The organism is Synechococcus sp. WC101, assembly GCF_047461555.1.
Taxonomy (GTDB): Bacteria; Cyanobacteriota; Cyanobacteriia; order Thermostichales; family Thermostichaceae; genus Thermostichus.
The window spans coordinates 1-14,666 of record NZ_JANSHG010000050.1 but is presented as its reverse complement, the minus strand read 5'-3'; the positions used below and the strand labels follow the sequence as shown (position 1 = coordinate 14,666).

The 14,666-nt window shown below is 62.1% G+C and carries 16 protein-coding genes; 6 read left to right on the top strand and 10 right to left on the bottom strand.

What is annotated here, in order from left to right; genetic code table 11:
* The 3 genes from NW809_RS05215 to NW809_RS05205 all read right to left on the bottom strand — a co-directional run.
* Positions 1-1,861: J domain-containing protein (locus tag NW809_RS05215; RefSeq protein WP_414401672.1), on the bottom strand; the 1,861-nt coding region annotated here is incomplete at its 3' end.
* Positions 1,862-1,926: 65 nt separating this feature from the next.
* Complete coding sequence (locus NW809_RS05210; RefSeq protein ID WP_011430337.1) at positions 1,927-2,421, bottom strand: DUF427 domain-containing protein; 495 nt, start codon at positions 2,419-2,421, stop codon at positions 1,927-1,929.
* A gap of 29 nt (positions 2,422-2,450) precedes the next feature.
* Positions 2,451-3,176 (bottom strand): Crp/Fnr family transcriptional regulator, encoded by a 726-nt coding sequence (locus tag NW809_RS05205; RefSeq protein ID WP_099812102.1) that lies wholly within the window; start codon positions 3,174-3,176, stop codon positions 2,451-2,453.
* A gap of 268 nt (positions 3,177-3,444) precedes the next feature.
* On the opposite strand from NW809_RS05205, the gene NW809_RS05200 reads away from it, so the two are divergent.
* The 6 genes from NW809_RS05200 to NW809_RS05175 all read left to right on the top strand — a co-directional run bounded on the left by NW809_RS05200 (position 3,445) and on the right by NW809_RS05175 (position 7,589).
* Positions 3,445-4,107 (top strand): sigma-70 family RNA polymerase sigma factor, encoded by a 663-nt coding sequence (locus NW809_RS05200; protein WP_011430335.1) that lies wholly within the window; start codon positions 3,445-3,447, stop codon positions 4,105-4,107.
* A 2-nt stretch (positions 4,108-4,109) separates the two neighbouring features.
* Positions 4,110-4,670, top strand: a complete 561-nt coding sequence (locus tag NW809_RS05195) for an anti-sigma factor family protein (RefSeq protein WP_083759162.1) — start codon at positions 4,110-4,112, stop codon at positions 4,668-4,670.
* Between the two features lie 102 nt (positions 4,671-4,772).
* A complete protein-coding gene (locus NW809_RS05190; protein ID WP_414401671.1) occupies positions 4,773-5,324 on the top strand; it encodes a hypothetical protein in 552 nt (183 codons plus the stop codon).
* A 51-nt stretch (positions 5,325-5,375) separates the two neighbouring features.
* Positions 5,376-5,690 (top strand): DUF3181 family protein, encoded by a 315-nt coding sequence (locus NW809_RS05185; RefSeq protein ID WP_011430332.1) that lies wholly within the window; start codon positions 5,376-5,378, stop codon positions 5,688-5,690.
* The gene (locus NW809_RS05180; protein ID WP_099883948.1) at positions 5,678-6,799 is read left to right on the top strand and encodes an S-layer homology domain-containing protein; all 1,122 of its coding nucleotides are present in this window, start codon (positions 5,678-5,680) and stop codon (positions 6,797-6,799) included. Before NW809_RS05185 ends, NW809_RS05180 begins: the two co-directional genes overlap by 13 nt.
* Positions 6,800-7,019: 220 nt before the next feature.
* Positions 7,020-7,589: a photosystem I assembly protein Ycf4 gene (locus NW809_RS05175; RefSeq protein ID WP_099812104.1), complete on the top strand. Its 570-nt coding sequence runs from the start codon at positions 7,020-7,022 to the stop codon at positions 7,587-7,589.
* A 166-nt stretch (positions 7,590-7,755) separates the two neighbouring features.
* Here the strand turns inward: NW809_RS05175 and NW809_RS05170 are convergent, their stop codons facing one another.
* From NW809_RS05170 to NW809_RS05140, 7 genes are all read right to left on the bottom strand, one after another.
* On the bottom strand, positions 7,756-9,333 hold the full coding sequence (locus NW809_RS05170; protein WP_011430329.1) for an NAD(P)H-quinone oxidoreductase subunit N: 1,578 nt from the start codon (positions 9,331-9,333) through the stop codon (positions 7,756-7,758).
* A gap of 119 nt (positions 9,334-9,452) precedes the next feature.
* A complete protein-coding gene (gvpJ, locus tag NW809_RS05165; RefSeq protein ID WP_228375199.1) occupies positions 9,453-10,724 on the bottom strand; it encodes a gas vesicle protein GvpJ in 1,272 nt (423 codons plus the stop codon).
* A gap of 110 nt (positions 10,725-10,834) precedes the next feature.
* The gene (locus NW809_RS05160) at positions 10,835-11,314 is read right to left on the bottom strand and encodes a peptidylprolyl isomerase (protein WP_011430327.1); all 480 of its coding nucleotides are present in this window, start codon (positions 11,312-11,314) and stop codon (positions 10,835-10,837) included.
* Positions 11,315-11,534: 220 nt separating this feature from the next.
* Positions 11,535-12,011 (bottom strand): phosphate-starvation-inducible PsiE family protein, encoded by a 477-nt coding sequence (locus NW809_RS05155; protein ID WP_414401670.1) that lies wholly within the window; start codon positions 12,009-12,011, stop codon positions 11,535-11,537.
* A 42-nt stretch (positions 12,012-12,053) separates the two neighbouring features.
* Entirely contained in the window at positions 12,054-12,221 is a 168-nt protein-coding gene (locus NW809_RS05150; RefSeq protein WP_071813515.1) for a DUF2256 domain-containing protein, read from the bottom strand.
* A gap of 41 nt (positions 12,222-12,262) precedes the next feature.
* Positions 12,263-13,897, bottom strand: coding sequence for a CTP synthase (locus tag NW809_RS05145; protein ID WP_414401669.1), 1,635 nt, complete (start codon positions 13,895-13,897; stop codon positions 12,263-12,265).
* Between the two features lie 51 nt (positions 13,898-13,948).
* A complete protein-coding gene (locus tag NW809_RS05140) occupies positions 13,949-14,461 on the bottom strand; it encodes a hypothetical protein (RefSeq protein WP_041438337.1) in 513 nt (170 codons plus the stop codon).
* Positions 14,462-14,666: the final 205 nt, after the last annotated feature.

Below are 14,666 nucleotides of genomic sequence, written 5' to 3'. Positions count from 1 at the left end.
CCCCAGTCAGGCTGGGCTGCTGGCGAATGTTAATGCCCTCATTGGCAATCACCCGCACCTGTCGCACACCCCGCCACTCGGCCAGAGGGCCGGTCAATTCAGGCTCAGGCGTGGGTTCTGGCTGGCCCGGAGCGTCGATGGCAACCGGCGGCTGCTCCAGTTGCACCTGGGGCTGCTCCAGCGGCGGCGCTGGCGGCGTGAACAGGCTCCTCAGCATCTGCCAGATCACCAGCAGGGAGAGGATGCCCACGCCGACCACTCCGGCCAAGCCGATGCCGAGGGGAATGGCAGGGCGCTCACCCCGACCACGGCGGGATCCCAGGCGGCTGCGGCGGTAACGCTCCACCTCCTGCGATCCCCACTCGTGGGCGTGTGGGATCCCTTCCTCGAAGGGGGGCTTGGCCGGCCCCTCGCCGCGCCGGTAGGCGGGCAAATCGGACATACGCGGGGGCTCTGGAGGAGGCGCTGTCCCTCCCCGCGGAAAGGGGGCGGGCGGGCGAGGCGATTCTTGTGTTTGCTCAGTTAGGCGTGGGCCACCCACCATAGCAGGCAAATGGGGTGCGGGGTGGAAAGATGGGGGAGATAGCGTCCCCGCCGGCGAGCTCTCGCGACTGGGCATCTCGTCCAGGTAAGCCTGAACCTGGGGGTTGTCGAAGTAAGCTTGCAAGGTTGCTTGGGCAGTTTCCAGGCCGCGAAACTCTGGGAACACCTCCTCTTGAAACCACCTTTCTGTGAAGCGGCACAGACCCGGCAGATGGTCAGGGGAGCCGGCGGAGTGTTCTTCGATAAACTGCAGGGCCTCTGTTTCTTGGCTGGAGCGCAGATGGTCAAGCGCCTCCTCGGTCTGCCCCAGCAACAGGCTGCAGATGGCCTGCTCCAGATGGACATCCTGCCGCTGGGCCAGGCGGGCCAAGTAGCCGCGGGCACGCCGCACCAAGGCCGGACGTTTTTCCAGATAGCCTGCTGCCAGCAACACCTGCACGGCCAAGTAGGCGGCCACCAGCGAGGGACGCTCGGCCTCTCGCTCAAACAGCTCCTGCTGTTCTTGGAGAGTAAGGTGACGGCGCACCCGCTGGATGAAGCGCAAGAAATCTTCTGTGCTGAGGCCAGAGCCATCCTGCCCACTTCCTTCAATGCCACCCCGCTCGTCCAGCATGGCTTTCAGGAGGGCAAGCCCTTGCTGCCGCGCCAGGACAGGATCGGCAAGCGCCTCTTTGCCGATTTGGGCGGGGGCGCTAGTCTCAAGGCTGAGGAGCTGCAAAATGCGGTAGGGACGCAGCTTGCCCAGATCAAGGCGGAGCTCTGCTTGCAGCTGCGGAAAAGCCTGATACTCCTCCAGCTCCGCCAGGCCCGCCTGCAGAGAGCGCGCCGCCTCTTCGTAGGATCCCTGTTGCCAGGCTTCCCGGCCCAGCTCCAACTGGGCGATGGCCCGCGCCAAAATGGCGTCAGAACGGGCAGGGTGGCCCTGCTCCAGCATCTGTTGAGCCAAATCTAAGGCCGCTTGGTACTCTCCGACTTCGCAATACAAACACAGCACTCCTGGCAAGAGGGGCTCTTCCACCGTCAGGGTGGGATCCGCCGGTGTCAGGTGTTCGTCGTAGTTTTGTCGCGCCTCTGGGTTAAGCAACACCGAGGCTGCCTCTTGAATAAGCTGAGCGCGAGCTTCCACGGCCTGCGGCGAAAACCCCAGCAGCCAAGAGCGCTCGCCCGGCTTGGGATCGAGCCGCTCTCGGTAGGCCTGCTCGATCTGATGCTCGTCCGCCCGTGGTGACAGCATCAAAACCCGGTAGTAGTCGAGGGGCACCCGCACCGTCATGGCTTTTGTCCGCTTTCCTGCTCGCGTCAAGGCGTCTTTGGACACCTGACCCCTATCGACTTAACTGTAGTCCTTTTCCTCGGCAAAAGGGATCCCCTCTTGCCTAGAGCCTACCAGTCCCAGCTCCCCGGCTCCCCCTTGAAGGGGCCTACGACCTTGGAGGTAATCCAGCCGCCGTAGAAATCTCCCGGCTGGGGCCGGACTCGTTCTCCATCCACCCGGCACTCCTGCACGCGGCCCGCATAAAAAGCGAGGTGGTCGCGGATGGGCCAAAACTCCGGGCTGGGATCCGGATAGCTCCAGGCGGCATCCACGGCCACCTGGGATCCAACTTGCACCGTCCAGTAGCGGGCAGATCCTTTGAACTCGCAGAAGGAGGTGCGGGCGCTGGGGCGGAGATACTCCAGCCGCACATCGGCGGGGGGGATGTAGTAGGTGGGCGGGTGGCTGGTTTCCAGGATGCGGTAGCAGCGGCAGCTGTGGGCGATGAGCTCGCCATTAAAGAAAACTTCCACCCGCTCGGCGGTTGGCTCCAGGCGGGGCGGGCGCGGGTAGTCCCAGACGGATTCTTGTCCGGGCCGGGGCGGGATGGGCCGGGGGCGCATGGGCAGTCTCCAAAACAGGACGGATGCACCTAGAGCAGGCGGGTGGCCTCTACCAGTTTGGCGTACTGCACCAGCAGCAGAGACTGGTGCTCCGGCAACACCTGAATCACCCCTTGCTGTTGCAGGCGGCCCAGCACCGCCGCCGCTACCTCCCGGCTGACCTGGCTGATATCGGCCAAATCCTGGAGGGGAGGGTAAACAATGCGCACGCCCTGCTCGGTTTTCTCGCCAAAGGCCTCTGCCAGTTGTACCAGCGCATGCACCACCCGCAGCGGGGGGCTTTGTCGATCCAGATCGGCCTGCAAATTGGCCAGGCGCAGGCGGCGGGAGAGGCTGCAAGCCAGGCGATAACACAGGTGCGGCTCCTGCAGCATCAGCGCCTTGAAGGTGGCCGCCGGGATCCCGGCCGCCCGCAGCGGGGTCAGGGCCAGCACATCCCGCGAGCGGGGGGCTTCGTCCAGCACCGCCATTTCCCCCACCCAAGCGCCCGGCCCGAGCAAAGCCAGGGTTTGGGCGCTGTCTTGTGTCCCTTCTGCTGTGCGAATCCCCACAGACCGCCGCACCTTGGCCCAGCCAGAGAGGATCAAATAAACGACGTTGCCCCAGGCATCCTGCATCAAGAGCGCCTGTCCTGCCGCAATATCCCGCAGCTTCACCTGGGATCCCAACCATTGCAGAGAGGCTGCTGAGAGTTGGGCCAGCGTCGGCACCGCCTTGAGCTCGGAGAGGAGGGCAGCAGAGACATCAGAATTCATGCCGGTTGACCCTAGCGCAAGCCCACTGTAGCCCAGTCGCCGGCTCAAGGGCTATCCTGCAGAGTGTTCGCCCTAGGTCGGATCCCCTGCCCCAAAATCCGAGAGCTTGTAGCCGCTGCGGCCTCTGGAACCTTTGCAGCTGCCTTGAGTTTGGGGAGTGGGGGCCGAGCGGGAGGAACTCAAACTGCGCCATTATCGTCTAGCTAACAGAGGTTCTGCTTGGGAGGGGATCCCTCCGTCGTTGTCCTTCGATAATCTATGGGTACCTATGGATGCTGCCCTCAGCGACATCAGTGGCCAGCGCTGGTCGGTCTGGGTGAAGGACGTGCCTGTGCGGCCCGAAAAGCTCGCTGACGTGGATCTGGTGCTGCTCTGCCAGCAGGGATCCCGGCCCCACCGCGAGGCCTTCGCTGAGCTGATACGCCGTCACCAGGCCTATGTGGACAAGGTGCTCTACCACCTGGCCCCCGACTGGCCTGACCGGCACGACCTGGCCCAGGAAGTCTGGATCCGGGCCTACCGCCACCTAAAGCGGCTGCAGGAGCCGGCGAAGTTTCGCAGTTGGTTGGGGCGGATTGCCACCAACCTGTTCTATGACGAGCTGCGCAAGCGCAAACGGCAGCAGCAGCCCCTTTCTTTGGATGCCCCGATTTCGATGCGGGACAGTGAGGTGGAATGGGAGCTGCCCAGCGAGAGCCCTAGCCCCCATGAGCACCTCACCACCTGCGAGTTTTACGAGCAATTGCACCAAGCCGTCCGCGACCTGCCTCAGGTTTTTCGCCAGACAATCCTGCTGCGGGAAATTCAGGGGATGGCCTACGAGGAAATTGCCGAGATCACAGGAGTGTCTTTGGGCACCGTTAAGTCTCGCATTGCCCGCGCCCGCGCCCGCTTACAATCCACCCTAAAACCCTACCTCGATGGTGAATGACCATGGTTCGCGGCAACCTTAACCCCGACCGCGAGGACTCCCAGCCAGAACTGCCGCTGGTGGAGGAGCGCTTTGAACAGTTGAGCGCCTACCTGGATGGGGAATTGTCGCCCCAAGAGGCGCGGCAGGTGGAAGACTGGCTGGCCAGCGATCCCCAAGCGCGGCAACTGTACAGCCAACTGGCAGCCTTGCAGGCCGGCTTGGCCAACCTCAAGGCCCCAACTTTGGATCCTGGCCAAACAGAGCTGCTGATCAGCCGCGTGTTCGAGGAGCTGGACCGCAGGCCGGCGCTCGATCTGAGCTGGCGGCGGTGCAGGGGCACCCCTTGGGGACGGGTGGCAGCGGCTGGGGTGGCCTTGGCGGGAGCCGGCTGGGCGGGCTGGCGTTGGTCGCATCCCCAGCCGTTGGTGTCGCTAGAGGAGCCGCCGGTGCGGGTGGCCATCGTGCCTGCCTCTGCCCGGGTTGCCCAGCGCTATCTGTTCGAGCCGGGGCAAAAACAAGATGCCTACTCAATTTTGTTTGAGACAACGCCGAACCTCGGCGACGAGGTGAGCTGGGAATGATTCTGAGCAGGCTTGAGAAAGATTGAGGAGTGGAGGGTGGAAAAAGCAGTTCGCGGAGCTTGCGGTTTGGCAGTTTGCCTTTGGCTAGTTAGTCTGGGATCCTTGTCGGCCCAGGCTGACCCCAGTGGCAGCCATTTCGCAGCGCCGCAGGACTCACGTCCTTATCCCCATGCCCTGGAGCCCACCAACCTGCCCTCACCCAGATCCCGTCTCACCCAACCGCTGGCCGGCTCTCAGGCTTCCACCCCCGCCCAAAACCAACCGGCCTCTCCCGAGATAGAGCTATCGCCTTTTCCCGATTTCCCCCTCCTTAAGGAGTTGGATCCGCCCCTCCCCACCTTGGCCGACCTGGGCATCCATTGGGATCGCCTGGCTCTGCTGCCCGACCTCGAGCTGGCCGAGGAAATGGATAGGGAGTTCAGCCGCCGCTTGGCCCGCCTGAACCGGCAGATTGCCAACCAACAAGAGCGCCTCTACCGCCTGTTGCAAACCTGGGACTCTGACGAGGCCGATATCCGTCAAATTCAGGCCCAACTGAGCCAGTTGCGCACAGAACGGGATCGCCTGGCGCTGGAACACCTGTTGCTGCTGCGGCAGTTGCAAGAGAACTTCGCCCTGCCTCTACCGGCCCGCTCTGCCGCCAGCTCTCCCTGAGGTGGGCCCAAGTTATGATCGGCAGAGGGCAACCACTGACGGAGCTGAGCGATGGCCCAAGTGCCCAGCAACCCAGAGATCGAGCAGTTGGCCGCTGCCATTGGCGAGGAAGTTTACATCGATGTAGCCCGCTGGCACCTCTACCTGCGGGATGCCCATCTGCACACCCTCTTGGCAGAACAACTGGCCCCCCAGGTGAGGGCAGGCAAGGTGGATGAGGACGCGGTCACGGAGATCTTGCAACGGATCCCGGTAAAAGTGGGGGGTGGGCGCAAAGAATTGCCCCTGGCGGATCTGTTGCCGATGCAAAGCCTGCTGAACTTGTTGGATGTGCTGGAGGAGTTCAGCCGCAAATGGGCTCAGTAGAGGGGGAGAAAGCATTGCAGCATCAGCTCAATCGGCTCAAGCAGTCTAGGCGGTCGCTGCCTCCAGCCGGCACCTGGCTCAGGGCCGCTGGTTTTGCCTTGCTGCTGGGGCTGTTGTCGGCCTGTCAGGGAACCGAGTGGGGAGAGCGGCTGCAAAGAGCGGTGCGACCGGTGGGCCTGCCTCCCCCTCTCTCCGCCGACCGACCGGAGACGCCCACGCCTCTGCCGGGATCCCGCTCCCCCTCTGCTCCTGCCACCCCCCCTGCTTCCTTCACGCCCCCGCCCAGCCAGGTCAGCAGCCGTTTCACGGATCTGGAGCCCGGATCCCTGGTGGCCCGTGCTGTCTCTGATCTGGATCGGCTGGGTGTCTTTGCCGATATTGTTGGCAGTGAGTTTCAGCCGCAGCGTAGCGTTCGTCGCGGCGAATTTGCCCGCTGGTTGGTGCTGGCCAACAACGCCATTCACGCCGACCAGCCCAGCCGCCAAATCCGTTTGGGATCCGCTGGCGAGCGCCCCTTGTTTTTGGATGTGCCGGAGGAGGATCCCAACTTTCGCTACATCCAGGCCCTGGGAGCTGCCGGCCTGGTGGTCGGCGATGCCAACCGCGAGTTCCGCCCCAACAGCCTGCTGTCGCGGGCAGAGCTGATCCGCATGAAGGCACCTCTGGATTTGCCGCCCGGCCAGATCAAGGGATCCCGAGCAGAGCTGGAGGAGCGTTGGGGCTTTACCGATGCGGCCCAGATCCCCGACGAGGCCGTTGCCCCCCTGGTGGCGGATCGCAGCCTGGAGAATGCCTCCACGGTGTTGCGCACCTTCGGCCCCATCCGCACGTTTAACCCCTTTGAGCCGGTCAGCCGCGGGGAAGCGGCGATTGCCCTTTCGGCCTTTGGGGAGCGAACGGCTCAGGAAGCTGCCTTGCCAACCCCAACTCCCGCAGCCGAGCCCCCCGACCCTGAGCCTTCTCCTCCTGTTGCCGAGCCAGACCAGACCCCTTCCCCTCCTCCCACCCCTGAGGGCGACCCCTCTCCCAGCGCCACTGGCAACTCTAAACCTCCAGCCGTCACCCCAGGGGCAGGGGAAATTGTGACGCCGCGCGAGCCTCAGCCCTAAATTGAGGGCGATCCCAGCGTAGAAGCGGAGAGGGCCGCAGCGCTTAACCCCCTCTCCTGCTTCGCCCCCCTGAGGCTGGATTGCAAAAGGACCAACCCCCTGGCTGCTCTTGTTGTTGGCGGCGGAAAAATGCTAACTCTCTTGCTGCTCCACAGGGCAAGCTCCTCCCCGCCTATAAAATGGGAGAAGCCAACTTGGAAAATCGACAGGGATCCCGTCTGTGTCTGCGACTGTTCCCGAAATTCGCTCGGAAGACCTGCTGCGCTACACCGTAATCGGGTCGCGGCGGCCCAGCGTCTACTTTTGGGCGGTGGCGCTGACAGGGGGTGGGCTGGGCTTTACCCTGGCGGGTCTTTCCAGCTATTTCCACCGCAACTTGCTCCCCTTTTCCGATCCCGCCAGCCTGGTGTTCATTCCCCAGGGCATTGCCATGCTCTTCTACGGCGTGCTCGGATCCCTGGCGGGGCTGTATCAATGGCTGAGCCTGTACTGGAACCTGGGGGGCGGCTACAACGAGTTCGACCGCCGCACCCAGAAGATAACCCTGGTGCGGCAGGGCTTTCCGGGCAAAAACCGCGAGGTGCGCCTAGAATACGACTTTGCCGAGGTGCAAAGCCTGCGGGTGGAGCTGCGAGAGGGCTTCAACCCTCGCCGCGCCATCTACTTGCGCATAAAAGGACGCGGCGACATCCCCCTCACCGGCGTCGGCCAGCCCCCTCCCCTGGCCGAGATCGAAAACCAAGCCGCTGAGATCGCCCGCTTTCTCAATGTCAGCCTAGAAGGTATTTGAGATTCTGTTTGGTTGTGGACGGCTGCTGGTCAGGGATCCCAGGAATTGAGATAGCCCAGAAACCGTCTCAACAACATCGGGTCAATTGTCCCAGTAAATTTCCCCTTCCGAAGGGAGAAGGGCTGGGGGTAAGGGAGCCGTGCCTTGCGGCGCCCTTGAGGAAGGTCTAGGAACCGCGGCTAGGCAAAGCTGCAGATCCTGCAACGGCCAGAGAAGGGCTGGCCGACCCTGGAGCAAAAGCCTGGGCTGTCGGGAACCCCAAAAACGGGCTTTGTTCCACCGCCTGAGTGGAGAGGGTAAATAGAGGATTGGAGAGGATGCCAGCGAAGATGGTGGCCACCAGCGTCACCACCATGCCCACCCGCAAAGCCGGCATGCCCTCAGCCTGCCAGTCGGTTGGGGGGTAGTTTTGCACCGAAAGCGACATCTCCTGCGGCTCTTTTACCACCATGGTTTTCACCACCCGCACGTAGTAGTAGATGGAGATGACGCTAGTCACCAGGCCCACCAGCACCAGCGTGTATTCTCCTGCCTGCCAGCCGGCCCAGAAGAGATAGAGCTTGCCGAAAAAGCCGGCCAGCGGCGGCAACCCGCCCAGGGAGAGCAGACAAATGCTCAGGCAAAGGGTGAGAAAGGGATCCTTCTGATAGAGGCCGCTGTACTCGTTGATTTCGTCGGTGCCAGTCTTGAGGCTGAAGAGGGTGACACACAGAAAAGCCCCTAGGTTCATGGCCAAATAGACCATCAGGTAAAAAATCAAGCTGGCATAGCCCGCTTCGGTGCCCGCCACCAAACCGATCAAGACAAAGCCCGCCTGCCCAATAGAAGAATAGGCCAGCAGTCGTTTGAGGCGGGTTTGGGCAATCGCCACCACATTCCCCAGCACCATGGTCAAAATGGCCAGCACCGAGAGCACCGCCCGCCACTCTTCTGTCATCGCCGGAAAGACGGTGGCCAAAAAGCGAATGGCCAGGGCAAAGCCTGCCGCCTTGGATCCCACCGACAAGAAGGCCACCACCGGCGTCGGGGATCCCTCATAGACATCAGGAGTCCACTGGTGGAAAGGCACCGCCGCCAGCTTAAAGCCAATGCCGCCCAGGCAGAACACCAAAGCGAGGATCCCCACCAGCCCGGCATTGGCCAGGTAGGGCGCAATAGCCGCCAACTGGGTCTGCCCCCCCGACAGGCCATAAAGCAGCGACATGCCGTAGAGGAAGATAGCGGTGCTGCTGGCCCCCGTCAACAGATACTTCAGGGCCGCCTCGGAAGAACGCGGATCCCGCTTGGTGTAGCCGGCCATCAGGTAGCTGGCGATGCCCAGCGTTTCCAAGGAGACGAACACCATGATGAGATCCGTCGCCCCGGCGAGGAACATGCCCCCCAAGGTGGCCGTGAGGAGCAGCACATAGAACTCGCCCGTGGGCGCGCCTGCCTGGAGGAAGTAGCGCTCCGCCATCATCACCGTCAGGGCTGCCGTCGCCACCACCAGGCCGCGGAAGAGAATGCTCACCGGATCCGCGGCAAAGCTGCCCAAGAAGCTCTCCAACTGGGGCTGCTGCCATTGCAACACCAAGGTCACCAAGGCCCCAAGCAAACCAAAGAGGGAGAGGGCCGGAAGACTTTTGCGCGCCGCCGACCCACCCACCAAATCCACCACCAGGACGATCAACAGCGTGAGGGTAACCACCACCTCCGGCCAAATGGCGCCGGCATGCAGGTTTCCGGTTGGGGCGAAGACATCCATAGGGGAAGACTATGAAGAGAGATTAACGGGATCCAAAGCCAGCATACCGCGATTTCCGGCCTCCCTAGCTTGCTTCTGGCATTTCTTCTCCCAATTGTCTCCATCGACACTTCCTGGTTTCAAGAAAGCTTGGCGCTGGAGGTGAGCACCAATCGTAGGCGAGCGTGGATGAGGCTTAAGTCGGCCAAGCCCAGGTCGATCTCGCCGTCGATGACGATCCCGGTGTTGATCAGCCGATCCAACAGTTCCAGCAGGGATCCCTCGCCGTGGGGTTGGCCGGGGTAGTAGTCCCCCTGGCGGGGCAAGAGAGAGCCCAGATCCCCCAGATCTAGGTTGAGCTCTGCCGGGTCGATCTCCAGCAGGGCGCAGAGTTGCCGAATTTGCTGCCGCAGGGCCTGGAGGCTGCTGCCGGCCCGCTCGATTTGCTCGGCAGAAAGGCGGTTGGCCTCCATCTGTCGCACCACTTGCGCTTCCATCAACTGCCGCAGCAGCTCCACCAAGGTCAGCACCAGCGAGGCCAAACCGGCTTCCGGGCGTTTCCGGCCAGGGGTGAGCCGGGCCCGGCTCAAGTCTTCCGGGCTGGCCGGGCTGATAGCAAGGCGGGGGGAAGGAGCAGCCAACCACTGCTCAAAGGGCTGGAAGAGCTGTTCCAGGCTAAGCAAATGGAGGTGGGGATCCCGCGCCGCCTCTTGCCGCTCTTCGGGCAGGTTGTAGCCCCAGGCAGCCAAAAACAAGAGCACCTGCTCCAGGTCCGGCACCCTTTGCACCTGGCGCAGCGTCTGCAGGCGATCCTCGACAAACCAGAGTTCCTCAGGCGCTACCTGGGTCGCTGCTAGCAGCCGCCGGAGGGTGGTGGCCTTGGGGGCGCGCACCTCCTTGCCCAGGATACGGTGGCGCGGCAGTTGGATCCCTTCGCGGAGCAAAAGCTGCTGGATAAACCGCCCCTCCTTGGTGCTGAGAATGGCCAGGCGGGGCTCGCCAGCAGCCTGGATCTGGCGCATCCAAGCCGCCACTCCCGGATAAAAGCGGTGCAGCCCCAGCCAGCCCTGCAGATCTTCTTCGATCCAGCGATCCCGCACCTCATCCAGCCTTTGGGCTAAAGCCTGCTCGGAGATCCCCGCTCCCTGCAACAACCGCTGCCGCCAGCCGGGCCAGTCTTGGCGCAAAGCGTCTTCGGGGATCCCTTGCTGCAGCCCCCACAGCAGCAGGGGCATCTCCCAGCCGGTCTCGATCAGCGGGCGCAGGCGGTCGAAGGCAGGGCGCAACGACTCCAACTGGGCAGGAGCAAGGCCCCACACCTGGGCGCAGACCCGACAGGAAGAGGCAAAATACTCCGCCCGCCCGTCGCAGAGCACACCATCAAAATCCAGAGCCAAAATGCGGGGGGACATTCGCCGGGGCCTAGCGAACTCCATACCTGAGTCCCCCATAGAGCAAGTTGCAAAAATGGGGCCAGAGGCCAAGTTAATTTAACCAAACTGTTTTGCCGGATTGGCCCAACCTAGTTCGATTCCGAGATGCGAACAGACTTGATCTCCACCGGCTTGAGGGGACGATCCTGCGGGCCGGTGGGTGCAGTAGCAATTTTATCCAACACGTCCTCCCCCTCGATTAGTTGCCCAAAGATGGTGTAGTTGGGCGGCAGGGGATAGTCGGCATGCATGATAAAAAACTGGCTGCCGTTGGTGTTGGGGCCGGCATTGGCCATGGCCAAGGTTCCTCGCGTGTAGGGGCGCTGCACCGGCTCATCGGGAAAGCGGTACCCCGGCCCGCCTCGCCCCGTGCCGGTGGGATCCCCGCCCTGAATCATGAAGCCCCGAATGACACGGTGAAAGATGACGCCATCGTAGAAGTGATCCCGGGCCAAAAAGACAAAATTGTTGACGGCAAGGGGAGCTTCCTGCGGGAACAGCTCCAAAACCATCGTGCCGGCGGTGGTCTCCAGCGTGGCCGTGTAGGACTTGGCCGGGTCGATCACCATGGGGGGAGGACTGTTGTAGGTTTTCACGGTTTTGCCCAACTGTTGTGCCAGGAGCAAATCGTAAGAAGAATGCGGGCGGGCCAGAGCCGAAACAACGCCGGATCCCACCCAAAGCAGCACTGCCAGCAAAGCCAGCTTGAACAGGTGGGTGATGCCAGAGGGCACGCGCACGTTTCTTGCCAGAAAGCTCCGCCCCTATCCTACCAGGATCCGTCCGGCCTTACTCATCCCCCGACCGGAATGGGGGTTTGGCCCGCCGCACCAGCCAGTAGCTAACGGAGAGGGCTAGCGTTGCCGCTGCCAGCCCAATGAGATCTAGACCCCCCAGCTTCTCAAAATCAAAAATAATGATCTTGCGCGCCACCGCGATCAAAGAGGTAACAATCACCAGCTCCACCTGCACCACCTGCTTTTGCAAGTAGGCGGTAATGTTCTCCAGAATCTCCAGCGCGATCAGGATATTCAAAAAAAGGCCGAAAATCTCGATCAAAGTAGTGGAGAAAAACCCGGTTGGCTCCCGCAGCAGATCGGCCACCAGGAAGCGGGCCAAATCCACCACGGCCACCACAATCAGGCCGATCATCAAGATGGAAAGCAGCTTCGAGATCAGGCTTTCGATGCGGGTGATGGCCCGCAAAAAGGGATCCTCCTCTTCGGTTTTGTGAGGATTGTGCAACAGCCACTTGAGAAACCGCATCGACAACCCTTCCCCCCTGCGTCCGGGATCCCATTATCTGCCCTAACCGTTAGCTGGAAGAGATCCCTTGGGGCGACGGTTGCGACACCGCTCAGAACAGTATTTCACCTCTGACCAACAGTCGGCCCACTTCTTGCGCCAGGTGAAGGGCCTGCCGCAGGTGAGACAGATTTTGCTGGGCAAATCCGACTTTTTTCGGTGGCGGGGCATAGCGCGCTAGAAACGACAACTCTTGAATTAACCCCAATGCCCTAGCCTGTGTTCTGCAACTGCAGGGCTTGCGGCCGGGAACGGCTGCGCAAAGCAGCCTCGATCAGCCCCAAAAAGAGGGGATGGGGACGGTTGGGGCGGGAGCGAAACTCGGGATGGAATTGGGTGGCGATGAAAAAGGGGTGGCTGGGCAGCTCGATAATTTCCACCAGGCGGTTATCGGGCGAGACACCACTAATCACGTAGCCGGACTCGAGGAATAGGCTGCGGTAGGCGTTGTTGAACTCATAGCGATGGCGGTGGCGCTCATAAACAATTGTCTCACCGTAGAGCTTGGCCGCCAGGGTGTCGGGCAGAATGCGGCAGGGGTAGAGGCCCAGGCGTAGGGTTCCCCCCAAATGTTCCACATCTTTTTGCTCTGGCAACAGGCTGATGACGGGGTGGGGGGTGTCGGGATCGAACTCATAGCTGTTGGCCCGCTCCAGGCCGGCAATGTTGCATCCCCAGTCGATCACCGCACACTGCATGCCCAGGCACAGCCCCAGAAAGGGAATGCCCCGCTCGCGCACGTAGCGAATGGTGGCCACCTTGCCCTCGATGCCGCGGCTGCCAAACCCACCCGGCACCACCACGCCGTCTACATCGGCCAGCAGGGCTTCTGGCCCCCGCTCCTCGACTTCCTCAGAAGAGATCCAGCGCAGCGTGACGCCGGCATTGAGGGCCAACCCGGCATGGCGCAGGGCCTCGGCCACCGAAAGATAGGCATCCGTAAGGCGCACGTATTTGCCGACAATGGCAATCTCCACCCGCTCTTGGGGGTGGTGCAGCCGCTTCACCAAGAGCTCCCACTCCCGCAGGTCGGGCTTCTGGGGATCCAGGTTGAGGATCTCCAAAACCCGCTGCGCCAACCCCTCCTGCTCGAGCACCAAAGGCACATCGTAGATACTGGGGGCATCCTGAGCCTGAATCACACATTCCACCGGCACATCGCAAAACTCGGAGATCTTCTCCTTGATGCTGCGGGGCAAGGGCTGCTCGCAGCGGCACACCAACACATCTGGCTGAATCCCAATCGAGCGCAGCTCCTTGACTGAGTGCTGAGTGGGCTTGGTTTTCATTTCCCCCGCCGCCTTGATGAGAGGCACCAGGGTAACATGCACATAGGCCACATTGGCCCGGCCCACATCTTTGCGAAATTGGCGGATGGCCTCCAAAAAGGGCAGAGACTCGATATCCCCCACCGTGCCCCCCACCTCCACCAGCACCACGTCGGGGTTGGTCTCGCGGGCCACCCGCCGGATGCGCTCTTTGATCTCCTGGGTAACATGGGGGATCACCTGCACCGTGCTGCCTTGGTAATCCCCCCGCCGCTCTTTGTAGATCACCGCCTGGTAGATGGCGCCGGTGGTGACGTTGTTGAGCTTGGACATGTTGGTGTCGGTGAAGCGCTCGTAGTGGCCCAAGTCCAAGTCTGTCTCGGCGCCATCGTCGGTGACGAACACTTCCCCATGCTGGTAGGGGCTCATGGTGCCGGGATCCACATTGATGTAGGGATCCAGCTTCAAAATCGACACCGTGTAGTTGCGGGACTTGAGCAGACGCCCCAAGCTGGCTGCCACGATCCCCTTGCCAATGCTGGAGACGACTCCGCCGGTGATGAAGACAAACTTGGCCATACCCCCGATCCCTTGCCCTCTTCTGATTATGCCAGGGATCCCAGGGCTTCCTTAGGGCCGAGAGCGGATGGGGCCGTTGTAGAGGATGGTGGTCTGGAAGGTGCGCCGATCCACCCGCACCTGGGTTTCGATGCTGGGCTGGACGAAGCCGGGCTCGCCGCCGCGGAAGGTGAAGATCCAGGCATCTTCCAACTCTTCAAAGGGCGCGTCGATGGCCGCCCCGTGCATGGCAGCTTCGGCGCGGTAGCGCTGCAAGCCCCCGTTGGCAATTTCAGCCGCTTGGCGGGCCAAGTTCTTGGCCCGGTTGAGATCGCGGAAGTAGCGGCTGATTTCCTCAAAAGTCCCCGTCGGCAGCGGCCTTGGCCGGGGGGGTGTGGGCGGCACAGGCCGCGGATCTGGCACAATCGGCAGAGTGGGAATATCCTGGCTAGGGGGCAGCGGCTCGACTGGAATCGGGGTTCTGGCAGGTTCTGGAAAAAGGGGGGTGACCACCTGCGCCTGGGCAGAAGGCAGGAATCCCCAGATTACAACGCCGCCCAGGCAGAGACGGAAAATGGACTTCATAGAGCCATGCCGATGTGAATTTTTCAATCCCCACTCTACTGAGCCTCTAGTTAGGAAAGTAGAGGCAAAAGCCCGGACTCTTTTTCCACCAGCAGCTAGGCACGTGGGTTGTCTGCGCAACCGGCTTTGTCCTCCCCTGGCGCCTGTTAGCATCCTGAAACGGGATCCTTTGCAGAAGTTGCCATGGAGTTTGTTACACTTGCCA